Source organism: Allostigmatella hybrida, assembly GCF_020103775.1.
In the GTDB taxonomy this organism is placed as follows: Bacteria; Myxococcota; Myxococcia; order Myxococcales; family Myxococcaceae; genus Hyalangium; species Hyalangium aurantiaca.
On record NZ_JAHXBH010000042.1, the window covers coordinates 1 to 18,087 of the forward strand.

At 69.0% G+C, this 18,087-nt stretch carries 20 protein-coding genes; 9 read left to right on the forward strand and 11 right to left on the reverse strand.

The window, feature by feature from the left end:
* Positions 1 to 9: 9 nt before the first annotated feature.
* Positions 10 to 162, forward strand: a complete 153-nt coding sequence (locus tag KY661_RS37860) for a transposase (RefSeq protein ID WP_225414299.1) — start codon at positions 10 to 12, stop codon at positions 160 to 162.
* Positions 163 to 597: 435 nt separating this feature from the next.
* Here the strand turns inward: KY661_RS37860 and KY661_RS34625 are convergent, their stop codons facing one another.
* Positions 598 to 1,386, reverse strand: a complete 789-nt coding sequence (locus KY661_RS34625; protein ID WP_225414252.1) for a DUSAM domain-containing protein — start codon at positions 1,384 to 1,386, stop codon at positions 598 to 600.
* 590 nt (positions 1,387 to 1,976) lie between these two features.
* Between KY661_RS34625 and KY661_RS34630 the strand changes: the two genes are divergently transcribed.
* From KY661_RS34630 to mtgA, 3 genes are all read left to right on the forward strand, one after another.
* Positions 1,977 to 2,906 (forward strand): DUF2381 family protein, encoded by a 930-nt coding sequence (locus tag KY661_RS34630; protein ID WP_225414253.1) that lies wholly within the window; start codon positions 1,977 to 1,979, stop codon positions 2,904 to 2,906.
* A gap of 9 nt (positions 2,907 to 2,915) precedes the next feature.
* Positions 2,916 to 3,419 carry a serine/threonine protein kinase gene (locus KY661_RS34635; protein WP_225414254.1) on the forward strand — a complete coding sequence of 168 codons (504 nt, stop codon included), beginning with the start codon at positions 2,916 to 2,918 and terminating at the stop codon, positions 3,417 to 3,419.
* Between the two features lie 370 nt (positions 3,420 to 3,789).
* On the forward strand, positions 3,790 to 4,683 hold the full coding sequence (gene mtgA, locus KY661_RS34640; RefSeq protein WP_225414300.1) for a monofunctional biosynthetic peptidoglycan transglycosylase: 894 nt from the start codon (positions 3,790 to 3,792) through the stop codon (positions 4,681 to 4,683).
* Between the two features lie 24 nt (positions 4,684 to 4,707).
* On the opposite strand, the gene KY661_RS34645 is transcribed toward mtgA, so the two are convergent.
* From KY661_RS34645 to KY661_RS34655, 3 genes are all read right to left on the reverse strand, one after another.
* Complete coding sequence (locus tag KY661_RS34645) at positions 4,708 to 6,366, reverse strand: DUF5011 domain-containing protein (RefSeq protein ID WP_225414255.1); 1,659 nt, start codon at positions 6,364 to 6,366, stop codon at positions 4,708 to 4,710.
* Between the two features lie 216 nt (positions 6,367 to 6,582).
* Entirely contained in the window at positions 6,583 to 6,978 is a 396-nt protein-coding gene (locus tag KY661_RS34650) for a TfoX/Sxy family protein (RefSeq protein WP_225414256.1), read from the reverse strand.
* 51 nt (positions 6,979 to 7,029) lie between these two features.
* Positions 7,030 to 7,491, reverse strand: coding sequence for a winged helix-turn-helix transcriptional regulator (locus KY661_RS34655; protein WP_225414257.1), 462 nt, complete (start codon positions 7,489 to 7,491; stop codon positions 7,030 to 7,032).
* Positions 7,492 to 7,621: 130 nt separating this feature from the next.
* On the opposite strand from KY661_RS34655, the gene KY661_RS34660 reads away from it, so the two are divergent.
* A complete protein-coding gene (locus tag KY661_RS34660; RefSeq protein WP_075008236.1) occupies positions 7,622 to 7,984 on the forward strand; it encodes a DUF1304 domain-containing protein in 363 nt (120 codons plus the stop codon).
* Here the strand turns inward: KY661_RS34660 and KY661_RS34665 are convergent.
* On the reverse strand, positions 7,950 to 8,927 hold the full coding sequence (locus KY661_RS34665; RefSeq protein ID WP_225414258.1) for a ketopantoate reductase family protein: 978 nt from the start codon (positions 8,925 to 8,927) through the stop codon (positions 7,950 to 7,952). The two genes, KY661_RS34660 and KY661_RS34665, sit on opposite strands and share 35 nt — an antisense overlap.
* A 187-nt stretch (positions 8,928 to 9,114) precedes the next feature.
* Between KY661_RS34665 and KY661_RS34670 the strand changes: the two genes are divergently transcribed.
* The 3 genes from KY661_RS34670 to KY661_RS34680 are packed head-to-tail and all read left to right on the forward strand — an operon-like array spanning position 9,115 to position 12,440.
* Entirely contained in the window at positions 9,115 to 9,951 is an 837-nt protein-coding gene (locus KY661_RS34670; protein ID WP_225414259.1) for an SH3 domain-containing protein, read from the forward strand.
* Between the two features lie 42 nt (positions 9,952 to 9,993).
* On the forward strand, positions 9,994 to 11,106 hold the full coding sequence (locus tag KY661_RS34675; RefSeq protein ID WP_225414260.1) for a hypothetical protein: 1,113 nt from the start codon (positions 9,994 to 9,996) through the stop codon (positions 11,104 to 11,106).
* Positions 11,107 to 11,144: 38 nt separating this feature from the next.
* Complete coding sequence (locus KY661_RS34680; protein WP_225414261.1) at positions 11,145 to 12,440, forward strand: hypothetical protein; 1,296 nt, start codon at positions 11,145 to 11,147, stop codon at positions 12,438 to 12,440.
* 16 nt (positions 12,441 to 12,456) lie between these two features.
* On the opposite strand, the gene KY661_RS34685 is transcribed toward KY661_RS34680, so the two are convergent.
* The 6 genes from KY661_RS34685 to KY661_RS34710 all read right to left on the reverse strand — a co-directional run bounded on the left by KY661_RS34685 (position 12,457) and on the right by KY661_RS34710 (position 17,233).
* Positions 12,457 to 12,837, reverse strand: coding sequence for a DUF2256 and DUF3253 domain-containing protein (locus KY661_RS34685; protein ID WP_225414262.1), 381 nt, complete (start codon positions 12,835 to 12,837; stop codon positions 12,457 to 12,459).
* A gap of 10 nt (positions 12,838 to 12,847) precedes the next feature.
* Positions 12,848 to 13,618: an SDR family NAD(P)-dependent oxidoreductase gene (locus KY661_RS34690; protein WP_225414263.1), complete on the reverse strand. Its 771-nt coding sequence runs from the start codon at positions 13,616 to 13,618 to the stop codon at positions 12,848 to 12,850.
* A 147-nt stretch (positions 13,619 to 13,765) separates the two neighbouring features.
* Positions 13,766 to 14,383, reverse strand: coding sequence for a GNAT family N-acetyltransferase (locus KY661_RS34695; protein WP_225414264.1), 618 nt, complete (start codon positions 14,381 to 14,383; stop codon positions 13,766 to 13,768).
* Positions 14,384 to 14,457: 74 nt separating this feature from the next.
* On the reverse strand, positions 14,458 to 15,000 hold the full coding sequence (locus KY661_RS34700; protein ID WP_225414265.1) for a M23 family metallopeptidase: 543 nt from the start codon (positions 14,998 to 15,000) through the stop codon (positions 14,458 to 14,460).
* A 47-nt stretch (positions 15,001 to 15,047) separates the two neighbouring features.
* Positions 15,048 to 16,052: a HEAT repeat domain-containing protein gene (locus KY661_RS34705; RefSeq protein ID WP_225414266.1), complete on the reverse strand. Its 1,005-nt coding sequence runs from the start codon at positions 16,050 to 16,052 to the stop codon at positions 15,048 to 15,050.
* Positions 16,049 to 17,233, reverse strand: a complete 1,185-nt coding sequence (locus tag KY661_RS34710; protein WP_225414267.1) for a HEAT repeat domain-containing protein — start codon at positions 17,231 to 17,233, stop codon at positions 16,049 to 16,051. The genes KY661_RS34705 and KY661_RS34710 overlap by 4 nt, the downstream gene beginning before the upstream one ends.
* A 156-nt stretch (positions 17,234 to 17,389) precedes the next feature.
* Here KY661_RS34710 and KY661_RS34715 point away from each other — a divergent pair, with 156 nt between their 5' ends.
* A complete protein-coding gene (locus tag KY661_RS34715) occupies positions 17,390 to 18,016 on the forward strand; it encodes a hypothetical protein (protein WP_225414268.1) in 627 nt (208 codons plus the stop codon).
* Positions 18,017 to 18,087 lie beyond the last annotated feature (71 nt).

Consider the following 18,087-nt stretch of genomic DNA (forward strand, 5'->3'; position numbering starts at 1 on the left):
CGCGCGCAGGTGGGCACCCTTCGGCTCAAGCTGCTGAAGGTGGCCGCCCTCGTGCGCGTCAGCGTCCGCCGCGTCGTGCTGTCCCTGAGCGCCGCAGCCCCGGTGAAAGACCTCTTCGCGCGCATCGCGGAACAGCTGCGCACTGGCCCTGCCCCTTCCTGACGCACGCTGCTCTTTGACAACCTCGCGCGGGCCCCGACTCCGGCGGGAGAGAGCCGCGCTTTGCCTGTTGCAGAAACCAGAACCGCCTCAAGGCAAAGCGCGAGGTCACCAGCAGGCTTCGCTGCGACACCAGCCCTATCTCCGTGCCCGCTGTGACCGATCCGGGCTAGGCCCCCAAGATGCACACATTGCGAGCGCAATCGCTGAGATTCCAAGCCGCGCAGTCGCAGTTTCGATCTTTCCAACAACTTCCGAAGCGATAATAGACACAAAGCTACACTTCATGAAGGTCTTGTCTGGCGTAGAAGAAATCCTTTTCTTTGATTCAAGAACCCATCCTCTTGGCGATGCGTCTCTGCGGATTTCTTGAAGCGACAGCGACTACCGCGCGTCCCATTCAGTCATTTGGGTAGAGCGGGTATTGCGTCTAAGCCGTCAGGTTGCCGTGGGCGGTTCGTCCAGACCCGCTAGGTTCTCCTCGGCGGCGCGGCGGTATCGCGGGACGACCTCCACGGCGAGCCATTCGCGGATCTGCTGGCGTGCCCCTTCGAGATCGCCAGCATCCCGGAGTTCCATCATACGGGACATGGCGCCCTCAAGCCGGTCTGAGGCGTCACGGAGGCGCCCCATGATCTGCCCGAGAAGCGCCCCTGCACTCTCAGGACTGCCTAGCGCCGGTTCCGTTTCGGCCTCGCTCATGCCTACGTCAGCGGCGGACCGTCGCAGGAAGGCGCGCATCCCCTCGGTGAGTTCCAGCGGCTGCCCTTGCTGGACGCGGTGCAGAAGGACCGGGAGTTGAGCCCGGTCGGAGAGCTTCGGATCAGGCTGTCCGCTCGCAGCAACCGACTTGAGCCGGATTGTCTCGCGAATCATGGATTCGGCGCGCTTGCGATACAGCGGAACGACCTCAACGGCGAGCACCTCTTCCATCTGCCTGCACGCGCCGTCCAGGTTCCCAGCTTCCCTGAGGTCATATGCCCGGTGTCGGGCCTCGCCTAGCCGGTCCGAGCCTTCCCGGATACGGCGCGTGATCTCCCCGAGCAGCGTGGTGGCCGTGGGCACGCTGAGTAGAGCGTTCTCCGCGTCCTCTGGAGGGAGCGAGACTTCCGAGGCGGACCTTCGCAAGAGGGAGCGCACCTCTTCCGTGAGTTCAAGCGGTTCGCCGCGCTTGATCACGCGCTGCCCCAGTGCCCGAATGGGTCCCCAATCAATCTCAGCGGTCATGGTCTCACCTACCACTCGCCATCCTCTGGGAAGCACCGATCCTCTGGCCAGACCCCCTGCTGGCCTTCACAGTACCGCAAGCAGTCCACACAGTTCCATGTGCCAACCCACCCCTTATTTATGCACTTGTTGTAACTGTCCATGCACTTCCTCTTCCACTTCGGGAGACGCCCCGCCGCTTCCAAGACCTGTGCGGCGGCTGCAAATTGCCCGAGGGCTTCGAGGATCTTCGCCGCTTCGGAGGGATCGGCGCCGCAACTCTGTACCGGAGTCAGGGGGTGATTCTGGATACAGCAGTTCATTGAGTTCCAGCAGTTCCCAGTGGTCTGGGCCACGGCGGCAGGCCGGTTCGGGTCGGTCGCGGCGAGCATGTTCGGGTCAGCCCCGGGGAGCGGCGCGAGAGCACGAACAGTAGTAACGCGGGCTCCCGTGGAACAGCCTCCCATCAGAGCCGTCAGCGTGACCGGCAACCAGAGAACAAAGGCTCGATTCGGCGATTTCATGAATTCCACGATAGGGCGGTCAGGGGCTCGCGACGATGCCCTCGAAGGTTGTTTGCCTGCCTCCCATCCTGCTAGGTTAGGTGGGTTATGCTCGACTTCCTGCCTCGCCGGTCTGTCTTGCTTGCCGTGCTCGTGGCCTCTGTTGCCAGCGCCAAGGACCGCGAGCCTCAGATCCGGAATGTCCTCCTTCCTTGGCGACCCGGCCGGCTTGCTCGCCTCGTCTACGTCGCGGGAGAGGTCGCCACCGTTCTGCACTTCGAGAAGGACGTGGATCCGGCAGGCACGAAGCTGGAGGGCTGGGAGGGGCGCTTCGAGCCGCTCGCGGTGGCCGGTAAGGTGGTGGTGCTGGTGCCGATCCTCGATCTAACTCCAGAGGACCGCCTGCCGCTCGTGGTCACGTTGGTGGACGGAACGCAGATCCCGTTCACTGTCACGGCGGACAAGGCGACCGTGGACCATCAGGTCAACCTGTTCTGGGACCCGGAGACCGTGAAGTACCTCCGAGCGGACTTGGAGAACGCACTCAAGAGGGAGCAGAGTTACCGGGAAGAGAACGAGCGTTACGCGCAAGAGGCGAACTCGCCGGATCATGCCCTCGCCGCACTCCTTGTGACTGGCTCTACCGAGCAGACGCCTTTCCGGCTGAAACAGACCCTGGTCTTCAAGGACTCGGCGTATTTGGACTCCGAAGCTGTTGCTACCGTCTATTCCGGTAAGGGCAAGGTGGCAGTGATTGTGAGAATCAAGAATCGCGGTACCCGTGCTTGGAACCTGGACGAAGCGCGGTTGACGCCTGCGGACGGCTTTTGGCTGCCCGAGACCAAAAAGCTGAAGTGCGCCGTGCGAATGACACCGCGCTCGATTGCTCCTGGTGCTACCGGTGCGGTGGCCATCGTCGCAGACCGGAGCGCCTTTGCGTCGGCGTCCGGGCTCGAAACCTTGGCGCTCCAACTCATCCGTGACGACGGTTTTGTACCCGTCTTCGTGAAGTTGGACCCTTCTCTTGCCCGCGAGTAAGAGCCCGACATGCGGATCATCAAGCGTTCCCTGTTATGCCTGTGCGGCGCCCTCCTGCTTGCGACGTCCTTTGGCTGCCCGGCCACCGGACCCGGGCGGGTAGCCCTTCGCCCAGATGGGACCCCTGGACCCGAGGAGTGCCCAGAGGAGGCGCTCAAGGCAATGCGGTATCTACAACTCTCCGTAGGTGACGGCGGCCTTGTGACACTCGACGTGAACCAGACCGACACCACCCCGATTACTCTCTACGAAGGGCCGGTTGAGAGCATGCTGGAAGACCGACTCGGCCCTCTTGAATCGCCAACGCGGCTATACGGCCGGGTCTGGACGGATGGCCCCCAGGTCGTCATTCGCTACCACGCAGCACAGCCCCCCGGGGGAAACAGGGTGCCTATCTGCGCCGTGGCCCGACTCGCGAAGGGCCAACTCAAGAAGCGCCCCGACTCCAAACCGGGGACCGCCATCCTCGAATTCTCCGTGGCAGGGGTCTACATCGTGGACGAGTTCCGGTGAGCCCCCAAAGCCCCGCCGCGCTCTTGCCGTGTAGCGGTTCGTGTAGCTTCACCGCTCAGAGCGGCATCAATTCTTTCAAGAATTCCGATTATTAATCATCCGTAAGCCCTTGAAACCACAGAGGGCATCAATTCTCCGCTACGAACTAGAGGTTTCGCGCCGCCCGGCGCGGGTTCGATTCCCGCCGCTTTCAAGGCGCCGCCCTCTGATAACGGGGGCGGCGCTCGCATTTGGGAACCAAAGCCAGTTTTTTGGGACCCCCTGCGTCCAGCGCGGATTGCCGAGGCCCGGCTTCGGCCTTGAGCCGCCGCGTGGCGTCCGGCCATCTTCTGGACAGTGGCCCCTCACCGGTGCACATATGCCTACACCGATGGCCTCCCGTCCGCCCTCCGCACGCGCCCCTACCGTCCGGACGCAGAAGACAAAACAGCCCCCCTCCAGCGCTCGGCGCGGCGGGGAGAAACGCTCCGGCGCGGGTTGGAGGTTTTGGGCGCTCGGCGGGTGGCTCCTGTTCATGCTCTGGCTCGGTGTGGGGTACGCGCGGCTGCCCGACGTGAGCGCGCTACGAACGGAGAATCCGCGCACCACCGCGCTCATGGCCCAGCGGGCCGAGGAGGTGTACGCGGCGGGGAAGAAGCCCCGCGTGCGCCAGGCCTGGGTGTCCCTCGGCGCGGTGGCCCCGCACGTGGTGGACGCCGTGCTCATCTCCGAGGATGCGCGCTTCTACCGGCACGAAGGCGTGGATTGGACCGAGGTGAAGAACTCCCTGGATCAATCCGTGCGCGAGGCGCGGCTGGGGCGCGGCGCGTCCACGCTCACCCAGCAGTTGGCGAAGAACCTCTACCTGTCCACGGACCGCAGCCTGCTGCGCAAGGGCAAGGAGTTGTTGCTCGCGCGCCGGCTGGAGGCCCAATTGTCCAAGCAGCGCATCCTCGCGCTGTACCTCAACGTCGTGGAGTGGGGGCCGGGGGTGTACGGCATCGAGGCGGCGGCCCGCGAGCACTTCGGTGTCTCGGCGCGTTCGCTCAGCGTGGCGCAGGGCGCGATGCTCGCGGCCATGCTGCCCGCCCCTCGGCGCTGGCTGCCCGCCCAGCGCCCGGAGACGCTGCGCACCCGCGCGGACGTCATCCTGGGGAGGCTGGAGCGCGAGGGGCGCATCAGCGGGGCGCAAGCCCGAGAGGCCCGGGTCGAGCTGTCCCGCTTCTTCGGCGGGCCGCCCGCGCCAGGCCCCGAGGCCATCGCCCGGCTCCCTGTGGAGAGCTGAACCCCCGGGCGGGGCAGGGCGCGGCTACCAGGGGCAGTCCACGACGTCCACGGTGCGCGTCACGGGCGTGGCGGTGTTGCCGCCACTGTCCGTCAGCGTGTACGTCACCGTGTAGGTGCCCTCCGCCCAGCCATTCACTTCCCCCGTGTGCCACACGGTGGCCGCGAGGTTGCCATAGCACGCGTCCGTGGCCTCCACGCCCGGCTCCACCCACTGGCTGCCGCAGGTGTGCGTCTGGTGGGCGGCGCCCTTGAGCACCAGCACCGGCGCCGTCCGGTCCTCCACGTGCACGGTGCGCGTGACAGACACATCCCCCTGGGCATTCCAGGCCGCGTACGAGACCGAGTACGTGCCCTCCGCCCCCAGGTTCGGCCCGGGCCCCGTGGCGTCGGCGCCCGTGTTGTACGCATGCACCACCACCGGGTTGCCGCACCCATCGGCCGCCTGGGCGCCCAGGTCCGCGTACGTCCCCGAGCCGCACTCCAGCGTCAGCTCCGTGCCCCCGTTGACGGTGAGGGTGGGCGCCCCCGAGGTGCAGGCCACCTCCTGCGGATCCGAGAAGCGCCGCACCCGGATGCGCGTCAGGTTCACGGACGCATCGAACTGCCGGTAGGCCACCAGGTTCTGGTCCGCTCCCCCCGAGGCGGCCGAAGGCGTCTCCGTCCCCGCGGAGGCATGGAGGTCCGAGAGCACCTGCTCCGCCCCCACCTCGCCGCTGCCCGTCACCCGGCGGCTGAGCACCTGCGGCCCCCCGCCCCGCGTCCCCTCGTAGGTGACCCGGAAGCGGCCCGTGTCGAAGTGCACGGAGGCGCCCGTCGCCACCTCCGTGGCCACCGTGAAGGCCGTGGCGTCGAGCACGCTCCACAGGTCCTTGCTCACCCGCTTGCCCTTCAGCGCGCCGCCCTCATTCCACACCACCAGGAAGTTCGTCCCATCGAAGCCGAAGGCCGGGCTGCCACCCGTCCCGGCCACCGGGAGGGACGCGACGGGCTGGGGCACCTCGGAGATGAACCGGGAGATCCACAGCGGCCCCGAGAAGCCCTCGGACCAGATCGCCATGGCCGTGTTGCCGCCGGTGGCGAGCTGGGCGTTGACGCCATTGGGCGCGATGGGGAAGGCCGAGGCATGCACCAGCGCACCCGAGGGCCGGACCCAGGCCCCGTGGAGCAAGCGGGCCGCGGTGCCGCCATTCTGGGGGACGGTCCACCCCTCCCAGGAGACCAGGTAGTTCTGCCCTTCGAAGGTCACCGCGGGCCGCGCGGTCTCCCGGGTGCCGGCGCTGACGAGGAACCCCGCGTCCGGGAGCACCGCCCCGTCCGAGGCCCGAATCCGGGTGCCCAGGATGCGCATGTAGGCGGAGATGTTGCTGTGCCGGTATTCCGAGTAGACCACCAGGAAGTTCGTCCCGTCGAAGGCGACCGCGAAATCCTCCAGGGGGGTGAAGAGCGTGTACGGCGGCGTGCGGACGGAGATGGCCGCGGAGTCCAGCAGGACGCCGTCCAACGCCCTCACCCGGACGCCCCGGAGCACCGGCTGCTGCTGGCCGCCGAGCAGTTCCTTCCAGACCACGAAGTAGATGCCATTGCCGGCCGTGACGATGGGCTTGCTCTGGTTCTGGGTGCCGTACGGAATCGCGTACAGCGGAATCTCCGGAGAGACGGAGAGCGCACGGGACGTGGCCATGACTCCGGGGACGGCGGGGCCCCCGGGCTCCGGGGAACCACAGGCGGCGAGCGTCCCCAGCAGGAGGCACAACACCAGACGGCGAGACAGGGTGGGACTTTCAAAGAGAGGGAGGCTGACGTTCATGTCTACCTTTGGGGAGCTTCACCCGGGCATTCGAGTGAGGGACAGGGGGGGCTGTCCCAGACACGATGAAACGCCATTGCCCGGCAAATTTCACTTCCCCGTGCGCGGAGGTTTCTTCTTCTTGGCCGGGGCCTTGCGGATGGATTTCTGTTGTTTTTGAGCCGCCGCCCGCAGCGCCGCCTCCAGCGCCCTGCGGGCCCAGGGCAGGAGCGCATGGGCGTCGTCCTCCGCCTCCGAAGGGGGCGTCCAGTAGGACATCGTGACGGGGGCCCTCCCCTTTCCCGCGTCGTAGACGAAGGGCTCACCTCCGGCGGCCTGGAAGGCGGGCCGGGTGGCCTCATCCGTCTTGAGGTAGAGCCGCTCCTGGATGATGAGCCCCATCATCACCCCGTCGCAGTACAGCCCCCACCCGCCAAACATGGCGCGGGCCCGGACGGGACCCAACGGTTCCAGCAGCTCCAGCGTGTACTCCACGAAGCGATCCATGCGCTCACGCTACCCCTACCTTCCAGGTAGCGCACCTCCCACGAGAGGTGCTCACTCCTCCCGGGGCGCGAACACCGGCTTGCCGCCCACGGTGAGGTCTCCTCCCCGGACGGGGCGCCCACACGCCTGGCACCCCAGGAAGGTGTGCAGGCGCTGTCCACAGTCATGCACGAAGGCTGCGGTGGAACGCGGCTCCGCGGGCGCCCAGCGCTGGCCCCACTGCAACAGGGACAGCAGCGTGGGGGCCAGCTCCCGCCCGGCCTCGGTGAGGTGGTACTCGCTGCGCTGGGGCCGCTCGGAGTACTGCACCCGGCGCAGAATCCCCGAGTCCGACAGCTTGCGCAGGCGCGCGGTGAGCACATCCCGGGGCGCCCCCGTGTTCTGCGCGATGCCCTCGAAGCGGCATACCCCATAGAAGACTTCCCGGAGGATGAGCAGGGACCACTTCTCCCCCACCACCTCCAGCGCGGAAGCCAGGGAACACACCCGCGGAGTCACGGCCTGCTTGGACATGGCCCCATCCTAATTTATCGGTTGGAAATTCAAACCGACATGCTAGGGTACAGCCCGTTTGATTTTCCAACGGACCTGGGCCACCGCCGTCGCTGGACGCGCCGGCCTGGGTGAGTGAGGGGAGCTGTCCATGCAGATCGCCGCGAAGTTCCTGGTGGGGCTGGTCGCCGCCATCCACGTCTACATCCTGGTGCTGGAGGCGTTCCTCTGGACCAAGCCCCTGGGGATGAAGGTCTTCCGGCTGGACGCGGAGTTCGCCGCCCGCTCGGCGACGCTCGCCGCCAACCAGGGCCTGTACAACGGCTTTCTCGCCGCGGGGCTGGTGTGGGGCCTGGTGGCCAGCGAGCCCATCGGCTTCCAGGTCCAGCTCTTCTTCCTGGCGTGCGTGGCGGTGGCCGGCATCGTGGGCGCCCTCACCGTGAGCCGCCGCATCTTCTACGTCCAGACGGTGCCCGCGCTCATCGCGGGAGCGTTCGTGCTCCTGGCGCATTGAGCGCCTCGAGGTGCCGCACGGGCTGGCCCCGGTGCTTGCCCGTGTCGATGTACTCGCGAATCATCAACCGCGTCTGCGCGGAGACCTTGGTGAAGTGGACCCGGAGGTAGGTCTCCATGTCGAAGGGCGCCAACCGCATGCCCAGAAACAAGAGCCGGAAGGCCAGGGGCCGCAAGAGCCCCACGGGCCACTCGGTGCGCCACCGGCGCTCGCCCGAGGCGATCGCGATGGCCTCCCGGGCCGCCTCGCGCACGGCCCTCACCGAGGGCCCCTGGCGGAAGCGCGCGAAGCGCCAGTCCGCGGCCTCCAGTCCGCTTACGAAGACGTTCAGCACCGCGGAGGGCACGGCCATGGCCTGGGCCACGCTGGGGTGCTCGCGGGCGGGATAGCCTCCCTGGCGCAGCGTCCGGAGCACCTCCGGCAGACGTCCGGGGGGGCCGCTGAACAGGCCTCGGGACAGCGGCGGCAGCAAGAACGCCGTGCCCGGCCCGGGCCCCTGCCCTGGAGTCAAAGGCGACGCGAAGCTGATGAAGTGAATCATCCCGCTGACGAGCCGGTCCTCGGGCACGTGCTGGAGGAGCCACTCCCGGTCGTGGAGCGCGGGCTGGAGCATCACCCAGGTGGCGTCTCCCGTGGCCCGCGCCAGCTCGCCCACCCACGTGCCCTCGCGCAGCGCCGCCGAGGAGACGCAGAGCCAGACCTGGTCCCAGGTCCGCTGCGCCACCTCCTCGGGCGACGAAAGCACCTCGAACCGGGAGAAGTGCTCGGATGTGCCGCGCGAGACGAGGCCGAGCCGGTGGAGGGTAAAGCCCGCCCGGGTGGTTTCCACATGCCGCGGCTTCACCAGGAAGGCGACCTCGCACCCGGCCGCCGCCAGGAACTTCCCGAAGACTTGGCCGACGGCACCGGCTCCCACCAAGAGGACTCGCGGACGTGCGCGCATGGCAGCGTCCTAGCCCGCCTCCCGGAGGTGGGTCTACCCACCCCGAGCCACCCGCCCAATCCGTGAGAAAGGTGATTCTACTGCTTTCCAAGAAAGGCGCCCGGGCTTAAGACAGCGCGTGCGTGGCCGCTTCCGGTGTGACGCCGGGCCGTCTCGCAACCCCCGACGTTCCCCGGTGGAGGTGTGTATGAGCACTCGTGGCATGAGCGGTCATCCCTGGAAGGTTCTTGGCCTCGTGGCGGCCCTGGTGGCTGGGTGTGGAGGCGGCACTTCCTCCGTGGAGAGCATCGAGCTGAAGGGCGCGGACGAGAACATCGCCACCCAGGAAAGCGCGCTGACCGGCTGTGTCACCGCGGGCGCCAACCTCCAGACGACCACGGACCTGAACCTGCGCTCCGGCCCGTCCACGAGCAACGGCATCCTGCTGACCATGCCGGGCGGCGCCGTCGCCAAGGAGGTGGGCGGCGGCTGTCCCACCAGCGGCTGGTACAAGGTGACCTACAGCGGCCTCACCGGCTGGGCCTCGGGCAGCTACCTCAACCTGGCCACCAGCACGCCGCCCACGTCCACCCGCGATGGCGCCATCGCCCGGGCCCAGAGCGCGATGGGCTTCTCCTATTGGTGGGGCCATGGGGCGTTCAAGCCGGGCGCCGCCGTGGGCTCGTGCTCCGGCAACTGCCCGAGCTGCACGCACACCGGCTCGTACGGCGCGGACTGCTCCGGCCTCCTCGCCAAGGTGTGGGTGGTGCCCAGCAGCAACAGCAACATGGCCACCGACTCGCACCCCTACGGCACCGTCCACTTCAACGTCGACACCAGCCAGTGGAAGACCGTCTCCCGCGACAGCCTGCTGAAGGCCGACGCGCTCGTGTACAACACGGACGGCGCGGGCCACACCTTCCTCTACGAGTCCGGGGACGGCTGGGGCAGCATGTGGGCCTACGAGTGCAAGGGCTGCGCGTACGGCTGCGTGCACAACCTGCGGACCGCCACCACCACCTACCACGCCATCCGGCACTACTAAGCCCGCCGCGCGAGCGGCCGGACGCTGGGAAGGGCTCGAGCCATGACGGTGCGCCAGCGCGGTGTTCTCCTCCTCGGCGGGCTCGCGCTCCTCGTGCTCGCCGTCGCGTTCGGGGTGACACGCCGGGGAGGCAAGGCTCCCGGGGACATGCCGCTTCCCGCGGAGGCGTCCGGTGCCCCTGCGGGGGTAGTGCCCCCCTCGGTGGGAACCTCTGGCCGCCCGGCTCCTGCGGGCACGGCGCCCCAGGCCACGGCCCCCTCGAAGCCCCGGGAGGTGTTCGCCGAGCTGGGCTGGGGCAGCGGGGCTTCTCAGCTCGGGCGCGAGCGGCCCCAGGAGGGCAACCCCGAGGCCCCCATGTCCCTGGCGGTGACGCCGCTCGGGGAGGCCGTGGTGCTGGACCAGGTGAATGGCCGGCTCGTGCGGCTGGGCCCGGACGGCCAGGTGCGTGGCACCCTGCCCCTCACCCAGCAGACCCCGCAGGATGTCACCGTGGCCCCCGATGGCACCCTGCTGGTGCTCGACCGGCTGAAGGACCAGTCCGTGGCCCTCCTGGATCCCACCACGGGCGAGCTGAAGGGAGACCTGCCGGTGACGGGCCCGGGCATCCCCGAGCCCGGCGGCATCACCGGCACCTTCGTGGACGGCGACTCGGTGTACGTCGAGCGCGAGCACGGCGCCCTCGTCCGCATTGGTGACCTCTCGGGCAAGGCCGACCCCACGCACCCGGAGATTCCGGGCAGGCCTACCCGGGACGGCCGCGCCTACGTCCTGGCCCGCATCATCGATGCCCCCACGGGCCGCCTCTTCCTCAACGTCATCGACCGGCACTCCGGCGAGCGCCGCTACACCCGCGAGTACCGGCTGGCCTTCCCGCTGATGGCCATCACCCTGCTCGACAGCGATCGGACGGGACTGCTCTACCTGGGCGTGGCGGGCACGCTGCCCACCGGCAAGCCCAGCCCCGCCACCGCGCCGGGCGTGCGGCTCTTCTGCCTGGATCCGCTGGATGGCAAGGTGTTGGGCCAGACGGACCTGCCCCTCAACACCCTGCCCGAGGAGACCTTCCGGGACTTCACCGTCCTCGACGAGGGCGGCGTCCTCTTCCAGTTGCGCACCGAGGCAGGCGTCACCCTCCGGCGCGCCCACTGCCGGTAGGCCTTCCCCTCCCCCTGTCTCTTCCCACCGGAGTCCCCATGTCTGGATTTCACTCAGGAACCCGAAGGTTCTTCGCCGTGGTCTGGCTCACCAGCACCAGCCTCGCGGGGTGTGGCCCCGCCATGGAGCCGGACGCCCCGGACGAGGCCGTGGGCACCGGCGCGCAGCCCCTCACGGAGGGCGCCCCCCTGACGGTGCATGACGCGAGCTGTCTCCAGCTCCAGGATCAGAACACCTGGAGCAGCGCCTCCGCGTTCATGGCGGATGTCGGCCCCGCGCTCGGGCTGCCGGCCGTCCTCCAGGATCTCAACCGCGCGGGCCCCATGCTCACCGCCTCCACCCACCCGCCCGCCACGGGCTACAAGGGAGGCTTCCGCTGGAACGACGGCGACATGGGCACCTCGGAGTGGATTCCGCAGGCGCTCACCGCGGGCGTGTCGGGCAGCACCAACACCGCCATCGTCTCCTGGCACTACGCGCTCACCAGCCCGGACAAGGGCGTGCGCATCTCCGTGGCGGACATCTCGGACATGTCCGCGAGCGCGGTGAACTACCGGCACCTGCTGCTGGTGCGGCCCACCAGCGCCGGCAACTTCACCACCGTGGCCGAGCACGGCAGCGGCCTGGCCTGGTTCGGCAACTACCTCTATCTGGCGGACACCTCGGACGGCCTCCGGGTGTTCGACCTCACGCAGATCCGCCAGGTGGACACCAGCACCGCGTGCGAGACGAAGCTGGGGAAGAACGGCACGGTGTGGTGCGCCTATGGCTACAAGTACGTGCTGCCGCAGGTGAGCGCGTACGTGATGCCCGCGAGCCTCACCAGCCCCTGCCGCACCAAGTTCTCCTTCCTCGGCAAGGACACACGCGGCACGGTGCCCGCGGTGCTCTCGGGCGAGTACTGCAACAACGGCGACACCCCGTGCCCCTATGACGGCAACACGCCCGGGCTCGGGGGACGGCTCTACCGCTGGCCGGTGGATGCGGCCACGAACCGGCTCAAGACGGTGGGTGGCGCGGTGAAGCCCGAGCGCGCGTACATCATGAACGAGCCCAACGTGCAGGGGGTGGCTCCAATCATGACCACCACCGCCACCACCTCCTACTGGCTGAGCTCCACGCGCTACGGGGGCGCCCTCTTCAAGGTGTCCACGGGGGCCTCGCGCAAGGCCTACCTCTCGGGCAGCTCGCAGTGGCCGAGGATGCCCGAGGGCATGCACGCCACGGGCAGCGGCACCAATCTGTGGACGGTCACCGAAGGCGTAACGGGCGTCACCGCACCGGCGCTGGGCGGCCGCGTGGTCTTCTTCGTGGACCAGGCGGCCGTGGACTGACGCTCCGCCGGGCCGTTCACCGGGAGGCCCGCAGCCGCAGGCGGATGGGGCCTTTCGCCGTCGAGGGGTCCACCACCTGGCCGCCCTGGAGGATCTCCACGTCCCCCCGGGCCACCAGCCGCCGGGCCGCCTCGCGCACGGGCTCCATGCGCTCGCGCCAAGCCTCGCCGCCCTCGGCGCGCGCCACCTCCGAGGGGCACATCGTCGCGCCCCGGGCCCGGGCGCCGAGCATCTCCAGGATGCGGTGCTCGAGCGTGTCCTGCTCCGCGGCCCCCTTCAGGCCCCGGCAGCGCGCAGAGCAGTAGCGGATGTTCTCCCAGTCCCGCTCCCACTTCTTGCGCCAGGTGATGCGCCGGCCGCAGACGGCGCACACCTTGGAGGGAGGCGCGGACGTCATCGCCGGTAGCTCAGGCGCCGCCCCAGTTCATCGTCAGGCCGCCATCGATGGTCCAGGTCTGGCCGGTGACGTAGTCCCCGTCGTCCGAGGCGAGGAACAGCGCCAGCCGGGCGATCTCCTCGGGCTGCCCCGCGCGGTGCCACGGAATCTCCTTGAGCGACTCCTCGCGCTGCTTCGGATCATCCAGGCGCTTCTGCGTCATGGGCGTCTGGATGAGCCCCGGGGCGATGTTGTTGACGTTGATGCGGTCGGGAGCGAGCTCCACCGACAGGCTGCGCGTGAGCGAGCCCAGGCCCGCCTTGGACATGCCATAGGGCGCGCTCTCCGCGGTGGGCAGGTGCTGGGCCACCGAGCTGATGTTCACGATGCGCCCCTTGCCGCCGTGCTTCTTGCGCAGCTGGATGAAGGAGCGGGCGCAGAACAAGGGCCCCATGAGGTTGACGCGAAGGATCTGCTCCAACTTCGCGTCCTCCAGCTTCTCCACGGGAATGCCCTGCATGCCCTGGCCCGCGTTGTTCACCAGGATGTCGATGACGCCCAGCTCGGCGACCGTGCGCTCGAAGAACTTCGCCACCTCGGCCGAGTTCCCCACGTCCCCTTGCAGGACGAGAGCCCGCCGGCCCTGGGCCTCCACGAGGCGGCGCGTCTCCTGGGCGCCCTTCTCGTCCGTGTGGTAGATGATGCTGATGTTCGCCCCCTCCCGGGCAAACACCTCCGCCGTCGCCTGGCCAATTCCCGAATCCGCCCCGGTGATGAGCGCCACCTTGCCTTGAAGCTTCATGCGAGCCGTCTCCTGTCGCTGAGGGTCCCGGCGTCTTACGCGTCCCCGCCCCACACGGAGACGGGTTCCGCCGGGAACTGATGCCTGGCGGATACGCGCGAGGCCCTTTCTGTCGGGCGGGCGTCAGACGGCGGGACCGGCAGCAGCTCACCGCAACCGGGAAGCTCCCGTGGGGCACCAGAAGAACGTGGTGTCCTCAACCCCCGCCACGGGGAGGCGCTGGAAGCGCAGACGCTCATAGAACCGCAGCGCCCGGGTGTTGCCGTTGGCCGTGCCCAGGTGCAGCGAGGGCGCACCGGCGGCGGCCACCGCGGCCAGGAAGGTCTCCACCATGCGGCGGCCATGCCCGGCGCCCTGGGCGTGGGGAAGCAGGTCGACGTGCAGGTGCGCGGGGTGCGGGGCCAGCTCGGGCGCGAGCATCCGCTCGGGGTGGTACAGCGTGGAGATCAACCGGTCATCCGCGGTGACGGGCGGCTCGGCCGGGCGGGGATACCGACCCGCCACCCGGGGCAGCCACCGGGCGCGCCAGGCCGCCACGAACGCCGCCGTGTCGGCGGTACCGAGCACGTACCCGGCCACCCGGCCGCCCTCGTCGAGCACGAAGGCCCGCTCCGGTTCGAGTTCGAGGTAGGGACCCGCGTAGACATCCGGCAGCAGCGCGTCGCTCAGGAAGTGGCCCCGGGCATCCTGGCCGGACGCGCCCGTGCGCACACAGATGTCATAGACAGCATCCCGGTCGCCCGGTTGGTAGGGCCGAAGGTGCATGGACGGGGGCATGTCCGTGAGATGCGTGTGAACCGTTCCACCCAGCAACGGGTGGAACGGTCCGGGGTTGAGGATTACAGCGAGGGGGCGCCGATCACCGTGGTGCAGTTGCCCGTGGTGCCGCAGGTGGTGCCCTTGCTGGTGTACCAGGCGGACTTGCGGGTGCCGTACTGGCGGTTGTCCGCGTGCACGTGGGGGCCGGTGGCATCACCGGTGCCACCCACCAGGCCCAGGGCGCAGCCGTCGCACGTCTTCGTGCCGGAGCTGGCGTTGGCGTAGATGTGCAGCTGACGGAAGTCCCAGCCGCTGGCGCCGGAGACGACGTAGTAGTTGCCCGCGCCGCCGTTACACGTCGAGCCGTAGCACGCCGCGCCACAGCCTCCGTAGTACCGGTAGGCGAAGCTGCCGGCGAGCATGGCGCGGTGGTTCCACTCACCGCACGTGCCGTTGCTGATGTCGAGCGCCGTGTGGCTGCCGCTGCTGCAGCTGTAGTACGTCGTCGAGTTCACGCGGGCGTTGGGCTCGCAGATGGGGCCCTTGGCGTTCGCCGCCACGGCCACTCCAGCCCAGCCGGCCAGCAGTGCGCTGGCGGTGTACAGCACCTTCTTCACGTTCATACCTTCTCCTCGGGGGTTGCGCTGCGGGACTGCGGGTGAGACTGCCGCTACCTGCGCAGGCGCTCTTTCTCGCGCAGCAGCAGGTGCCATTCCTGGAGCCCGAGCCGAAGGGCGGACTGCCAGGCGTCGATCTCCGGATCCAACGCAGGAGCCACGCCCCGCAGGGACTCGAGCGTGGTGCGAGCACCGCCCATGCCCAGCCGGACAATTCCCTGCAGCGCGGCCTTGCGCACCGCCGGGTCCCGCTCGTCGCGGTAGAGCGACACGAGCGCATCCTTCACGGCGGAGGACTCCGCGCCCGGCACGCCGCCGAGCGCCGTGGCCGCCGCGCCCCGCAGGGCAGGCTCCTCCGAGCGCAGCTGCTGGCGCAGCGTCTCCACCGTGTCAGCGCCCACCGCCTCCATGGAGACCTCGGACAACAACCGCGCGGCCGCCTGCGGATCCTTCGCGGCCAGCGCCGCGGACACGGCGGCCTCGGACACCGTGCGCTCGTGGCCGAAATACACCTTGGCGCTCTCGTGGATGAGGTTGTCCACCACGGCCTGGCGCACCTCGGGCGCGCTGTCGCGGATGAGCTGCTCGTACGTCACCACACCGCCGTTCTTCGTCATGAGGTCCACGGAGCCCGTGCCCCGCAGGCCCCGCACCGCGGCGGCCCGGGCCTTGGGGTCCCCGTCTTGCGCGGCCCGGGAGAGCAGCGGCTGCACGAGCGTGGCGTCCTCCGTGAAGGAGGACTTGCTGGCGAGCGCCGCGCCCAGCGCCTCCAACGTGTCCGGATCCCGCTCGTCCTGCACGGCCGCGCGCAGCTCGTCCGCGGGCATGACGCGCGCGGCGGCCCTGAGCCGCTCCCGGGCGTACTTGCGGTAGGCGGGCGAGCCTGACTTCAGGGCCACGCGCAGCTCGTCGATCATCCCCGTGAACGAGCAGGCGGTCTGCCGCAGGGGGGTGGGCTCGGCGCGGGCGGGCAGCCCCCAGAGGGCCGAGGCCAGCAGCAGCGCGGACCACCGGGAGCCGCGACCCGGGCGGAAAGGAAGACGGTGGGAGGAACTCATTGGTGGGGCGCCCCTTCCTCGACGGTGCAGCGGTGACGCTCCTGGACGCCGAGCCAGATGCGCGCGAAGTCCACGGTGCCTCCGGCATAGAGCCGCTGGAAGTCCTGATAGTCCTGCATGAAGCGCGGATCCTGCGCCGCCATCTGCTGGAGCAGCGGCAGGGCACCGGGACCGGCCGCGCGCACGGCGAAGCGGAACAACGCCCAGCGCACGCACTCGTCCTTCTCCAGCGGGAAGGCCGTGCGGTAGGCCTCCAGGGCCTTCTGGGGATCCTCGGTGACGGCGAGCCGGAAGGCGGCCATCTCGCGCACGTCCCGCTCCGGATCCTTGCGCATGATGTCCACGAGCCGGTCCATCGATTCGCTGCCGATGAGGGGATCCGAATAGGAGGGCATCTCCAGGGCCAGCAGGCGCACGGCCAGGTCCTCGGACTTCTCGCCCACATCGAGCAGCTCGTTCCAGTAGGGGGCGAAGGTGCCGGTGCGCTCGTAGTCCTCCTTCATCACCCGGCCCAGGGTGCGCGTGGCTGTCCAGCCGGCCGCGTCGGTGGCCGGATCCATCGCGAGCGCCTTCAGGCGCTGGATGCTCGCGGGAGACAGGCGCTTCTGCGACTCCAGCGTGTCCACGGCGGCGGCCCGGATGTCCGGCTGCGCCCGGGAGTCCTCGCCCATCTTCAGCAGGCGCTCCACCACCTGGGGCTGGTGGACGGCGGGCGCCTGCTTCAGGGCCCCCATGTAGACGCCCAGCTCGGGCGGCGCGGAGTGCTCCGCCCACCCCAGGACCTGGAGTGCCTTGCCCTCGTCCTCCGCGATGAGCTCCGTGAGCCGCTCCTGGAGGTAGCTCAACAGCTCGCTGTCCCCTGCCCCCGCAGCCGCGCGGAGCGTCTGGCGGAAGGTGTCGAGCGAGCCGTTCCGATCGAACTCCGCCACGCCCTCCCAGCAGCCAGGCATGGGCAAGATGTCCTCCTTGGGCTTCCGCTCCCCGGTGCCAGAGGGCCCTCCGGTGCTACCCGGGGGTGCGGGGGCGGTGGAGGCCCGGCCGGTCGAGGGGGCCGTGGCCGCCTGCGTGTCCAGGGACGCATCCCCGGGAGAATCCAGGCGGCGCGAAACCACCGCGGCCCCCAGGGCGATGAGCAGCAGGACACCGAGGATGCCGATGGCCTTGAGAGAAGAACGTTGCATGGTCTGAGCCAGGCTGGCTGGTTAGCATGGCTATCCTGGTTATTTCAAGATTCCAAGAAATTGACCCAGGGCTGGGTGACGTTGACCTCAGGCCCACCGGGGGCCTGTTTGGCGAAGCCCAAACGGGGTGGGGTAGCGTTCCAGGGCATGAATTGGATGAAGCCTCTGCTCCCCCTCGCGGGCGCCCTCGCGGTGCAAGCGTGTTCCTTTCCTTGTGACAAGACCGGCGACAGCCGCGGCACCCTCCAGCCCGTCAGCGGCAGTGGACAGATGGTGGTGAGCTGCGCCAGCACGCAGGAGACGCGCACCTTTGCCTTCCATGAAACGTGGTTCCTCCACTCGGTTCATGACCTGGAGAAGAAGACCCGCTCGTTCGAAGTGGCCCTGGGCTTCCAGGGCCAGGGCTCGCCGGGAGATCTCAAACTCATCGTCGACCGGACCCTGGTGGATGGTTCCTATCCCCTCGATGGGGAATCGACGGCGCCCGTGCAGACGAAGATGACCTGGATGCGAAGCCTGGAAGGCACCGTCTCCCTGGCGCGCACCCGGGACGTGCCCTTCATTGACGTGTCCGAGCCCGAGCCGGGCGAATACGCCACCACCGTGGACCTGACGCTCGAGCTCAGGGGACAGCTCATCAGCTACTACGGCTTCGACTGCCCGGAGCTGCTCCAGTTCACCGTGCAGCCCTCCACCATCCACCTGGAGAAGCAGACCACCGTGGGCACGTGTGACGGCGGGGATGTGCTCGAAGGGCTCAGCAACGTCCGCATCGGGCACTGACGCCCCCGCCCCGGCGGGTGCCCTGTCCGGAGAGCAAGCAGGAAAGCCAAAGCCGCTGGGACTACTCCTCC